Consider the following 4,602-nt stretch of genomic DNA (forward strand, 5'->3'; position numbering starts at 1 on the left):
GAATTATTTTAGGTTCAAATTCACCTTTTCTGTCTCTGGGCACTTCTATTTGAACCGGGCCAAATTCACTCTTTAACCGTTTTGTAGAATAACCGTTACGACTGTTATCAGTAATTTTTTGACTTAAATCCTCCCTTGGATATCCAAGGGTAACATCCATCTCAGCCTCCAATATTTCTTGAAGTACTTCCTTGAATGACTCTTTTAGGAAAGACATTATTTCTCCCGGATTTCTAAAATCATTCTCCTGAATTATTTCCTGAATCAGTTCTTTTGGTAAAGCACTCATAAAAAAATCTCCTCTCTGGTTAATACTTTAATTCTTAACCAGAAAGGAGTATTTCCTGCATCCCATACACAAAAATTTATACAGCGTCATTTTTATCGTTTACACAAACTTTGAAACACTCCCAACGCAACCCATGTATACAAATTTTTATCGCTTTGCACCGAATTCCGCTTTCCCAAGCAAATACAAACAATAAAAGACATCTTCCACTAATACCAGCATACATATATCGCAAAAAAACACTGCATTTCCATCAACCTCCAGCAAGCTTGCCTATTAATCAGAAGCTGAAATTCTGCTTTTTGTCTACATGTATGAAAGCACTTCTCTGAGTACACCGCATACATCAGGCTTCAAAGATCTGTCATACCCTGTATATATTAAAAATTCTACACAAACTACTCCAAATCCGCCAAATGGGCATTGTCTGCATCTATGTCCCTGCATAATACTATGGCTGTGCTATCACCGTATTGATATTTGCCGAATGAGAAAAAATTTCTTTTGAGTATATTTAATAATGTGACACCTGCAGGGTCTGTACAGGGTAACAGCTACATCTGACCTATACAGTTTCTTTAAGTTCAGCATATAGTTTTTATTTCCGTTTTTAAGTCAGAGCTTGCCTACTGGGATTTAATACAGCCGATTCACAATAAAGCTATCTCATTTTATGATATAAAGTTTTAAACTTACTGTAGGGTTCATTTTTGATTTTGGGGCATACCAATTACGGACTAATTAAAGTGGTGTTTGTTCCCTGTGTATTTTTGGGAACAGGAATATCATATCTTTGTGTACATATCAAAAATTCAATATATACAGCTTGAATTCATACGGTTGCAGGGGATGCACTGTAAAGACCCAATTTATTTTTAATTTTAGTAAAAATACAAAGTCCGCCCTGCGGAAGCTAGCCTATAGACAATGCATCAAGTCTATACGGCTATAGCACCCTCAGGACTGCCTTTGTATTTTAAGATATTTCTTGATAACTGGGGCTTTACAGTGCCCAAGCTGCAAACTGAATCAAGCTGTACAACAATTTTTTGATATGTTTCAAAGATATGATATTCTGCGTAAAAATACATAGGGAACAAACACCACCAAAGTTTTCCGCTTAGGTATGACACAAAAGTAGGCTTGAACCAAGTAGTAAGCTTTAAAACTTAATATCACCTTAAAATATGCTTTTGTGAATCGTTTGTATTAAATCCAAAGCACAAGCTCTGCCTAAAAACGTATGGTTAAACCTATATGTAATCTTAAGAAACTGCATCAGGTCAGATGTAGCTCGCTCCTGTACAGACCATGCTTGTGTCACATTATTATAAAAAAGAAAAAATATCTCAAAAAAATTTTTTCTCATTCGGCAAATATCAAGTAAGGTGGTAGCACAGCCATAGGATATGCAGGGACAGAGATGCAGACAATGCCCATTTGGCGGATTTGGAGTAGTTTTTGTGTAACGACTGCATTTTATCGGAATACAACTATAGTAACTATATATTTTAAAGTGCTGACAACAAGATTTAGAGTATGGAATTTTTTGGGTAAATACTTTGCAACGTGGGGCAAGTTGTTGCTGTGAAGAAAACAGCCACCGCCCCCACTGTAAACAGAGTCACATCAGATTTTTATAGCTGTAAAAAACGCTATGGAAGTAAACAACATAAAAGTAAAGATACTTGAAGCTGGCTGTATACTCCCAATAAAGCAGTTTTGCAGTATGAAAGCCTATAAATATTATATGGCTCATGCTTTCTTTGAAACCCTTTGTATTGCTGGATTATTCGGGCTTGAATGGATATTAATATTGATAGGTGCTGCTTTGTTGCTTATTAGTAGTATTTAGCGTAAAATAGCTGATTTGTTGGCCTCCGAGGATACGCAACAACAGTTTTTACAAAAAACATGTTACAGTATTAGTCACAGCCTTTGATATAAGCTGTTTTTGCGTGTTGTGCAATAAAATTACACTGTTACAAATAGAAGTATGGTAAACAGCATTTTAACTGTTTGCGCCACGATGGTTTCATTTTTCAAATTTTATGTCTACTCACATGATAAGAAGAAAGGCCACACGAGCCGAAACTGCGTAACCTTCATATACATTAGCAAATTCTATTGTTATACTCTAAAACAACATTTATTGCATTATTTAAATTCTTAATAATTTCCTCAATGGTTGTACCCTCCTCATCATACCACGTATGCACTATTTTATGAATACCATTTACTATAGCACCTGCTTCAAAAGATACGAAACGATAAGGTGCGAAGTCAGGTTCTGCGACAACAATAGCAGCCATACATTCTCCAAAATTTAAAATTACATATAAACGATCTTCAGTATTTTCTATTGTTTCAATCATGACATATTTAAAATTCTCTTCCTTATCTTTGATCCATTGAGTAACAATTTCTTTTACTTTAACAAATAATGGATTATTCATTCTACTTCCCTCCTGTTATCTTTATATTTGTTGCATCTGGCATTCCGCTAATCGGGGGCAAGGCCTTTACTTTGATTCAATCTATCCATTAATGAGCCTGGTCCAGAGATCTGTCCCCAATTTTCATTTCCAGCCGGGTAAATAGAATTCTTAGGAACATCAAATTCTACATAAACAGACCCGTTAGAAGCAGCTTTAAAAGCATTAGGATTTGCAAGGTTGGCTACATAGGTTGTGTTTCCATTTGGGGACATTTGCACCTTTCCAGTTTTCACCATTGTATCGTATTCAGCCTGAGACATCCATCTACCAACTCTTGTTGTCTGAACTTGTGGAACAGAGTTAACCGTTCCCTTTCCCACAGAAGCCGTAACTTCACTAATTTTTGCTTCCAACGTCATATTATATTCTAATGCACCAACAAAATCAGTTCCTAACGATGCAACTAGAAGCAGTCCATTTACAATTTGCATATTTTGATCAAAACTTCTTTGAACTGCTGCATTATAATAATCTTCTCCAAACATATTATTCAGAGCATTCATCGTTTGTCTTTCCCCTGGTGCTCTCATTATATTATACATTTCAGTAGGTAATAATTGTTTAGCCGCATAAGGTGTTTTATCATTTGCTAGGTTTTTATTCCATTCAGAATAAAATGATGTTTTAATAGCATCGTCAAGACTAGCACTCTTCCCCGTTACAATAGTATCTAATGTCATAGTCTCCGGTATATACATGAAGGTGGAGCTTTCTTTTGAATTACTGTAGCTCTCAACTATGTCGCTGTTTCCCGATACTGAATTTATTTGCGCACCATTTGTAGTTACATTGGCATGGTCTCCTTCAAATATTACATTATCGTAGATTATATTCGGATTTAAGCCGGTATTCCAGCCAACTGTAATCTCACTTACATGACCTTTTCCATTTTCGTCAACATAGTACTTATGCCCGCTCGGGTCTACATACTGTATCGGGTCGTTTGCACAATAGGTATAAAGATTCAAGCTCAGCGGATTCTCATCCTCACCCCAATAGCTGTCCTCGGTGGTGAAGCGACCTATGTAAGGGTCGTAGTATCTTGCTCTTAAATAATACAGCCCTGTTTCGTTGTCAAAGAACTCTCCTGCGTATCTTATGCTGTTCTCAGCTGTTTCTACTGTCAGCGTTGGGTTTCCCCATATGTCATAGTCGTACTGGTTCTGTACCTCACCTGCTTCATCAACTGTCTGGCCTACGTCTCCGTGACCGTTGTAGAGGAAATATGCGGTGTTATTTCCTGAGTCTATGCTTGCTATATAGTTTATTCTAATTATGTAGCTTGATATACCCAAAAATATAGCCCTTTGAGGGTTTCAAGGGCTTATGTTAAGTTTTTAATGTCTATTAATTTACATAATTGTATTATTTTCCATATATTTTATTTCACACGTCGCATTATAATTTCTTCCTGCTTTGAAACCTCTTTTTCTATACGTTCGAGGGTTTCTGTATTTTGCTTATAGCCATCAAACAAGGCTTCTATTTTAGGCTTTATGTCATTTTCCAAATGCATTACTTGATTACCGATGTTTTTAATTTCTGTTTTTAATTCTGAAACGTCAACCTCTATTTTTGAAAATCCACTTTTCATTTCTGAATACATTTTTTCAATTAATTCAAATAATTTATCGTCCATGCTCTCAACCTCCTAAGAACTTAATTATATCATTCACTTCCTTTTTTTGAAAGTGTCGGATGCCTGTACTCGGTTTTGTTTTTGAGCATACCGTAAATTATGTTGTTAAGCCTCCGCATTACACAAATCAATGCCTGCTTTTCTGTTTTGCCGTCTGAGAGCTTCTTTTTATAGTA

4 protein-coding genes and 1 pseudogene are annotated in these 4,602 nt (G+C 36.0%); all 5 read right to left on the reverse strand.

Annotated features, from left to right (window positions below):
* Window positions 1-289 (reverse strand): transposase (locus LY28_RS18750; RefSeq protein WP_207658155.1); only part of this gene is annotated, 289 nt, incomplete at its 3' end.
* Between the two features lie 2,114 nt (window positions 290-2,403).
* Window positions 2,404-2,745, reverse strand: a complete 342-nt coding sequence (locus tag LY28_RS19420) for a hypothetical protein (RefSeq protein WP_207658156.1) — start codon at window positions 2,743-2,745, stop codon at window positions 2,404-2,406.
* A 47-nt stretch (window positions 2,746-2,792) separates the two neighbouring features.
* A complete protein-coding gene (locus tag LY28_RS18765) occupies window positions 2,793-4,082 on the reverse strand; it encodes an RHS repeat-associated core domain-containing protein (protein WP_207658158.1) in 1,290 nt (429 codons plus the stop codon).
* An 86-nt stretch (window positions 4,083-4,168) separates the two neighbouring features.
* Window positions 4,169-4,426 carry a hypothetical protein gene (locus tag LY28_RS18770; protein WP_110463689.1) on the reverse strand — a complete coding sequence of 86 codons (258 nt, stop codon included), beginning with the start codon at window positions 4,424-4,426 and terminating at the stop codon, window positions 4,169-4,171.
* A 29-nt stretch (window positions 4,427-4,455) separates the two neighbouring features.
* Window positions 4,456-4,602 (reverse strand): annotated as a pseudogene (locus LY28_RS19645) (IS110 family transposase); the annotation flags it as partial.

This window comes from Ruminiclostridium sufflavum DSM 19573, from assembly GCF_003208175.1.
Classification (GTDB): Bacteria; Bacillota; Clostridia; order Acetivibrionales; family DSM-1351; genus Ruminiclostridium; species Ruminiclostridium sufflavum.

Excerpts from the sequence above, each read along its gene's own strand:
- LY28_RS19420 (WP_207658156.1), bottom strand. The coding sequence starts at position 2,745 with ATGAATAATCCATTATTTGTTAAAGTAAAAGAAATTGTTACTCAATGG.
- LY28_RS18770 (WP_110463689.1), bottom strand. The coding sequence starts at position 4,426 with ATGGACGATAAATTATTTGAATTAATTGAAAAAATGTATTCAGAAATG.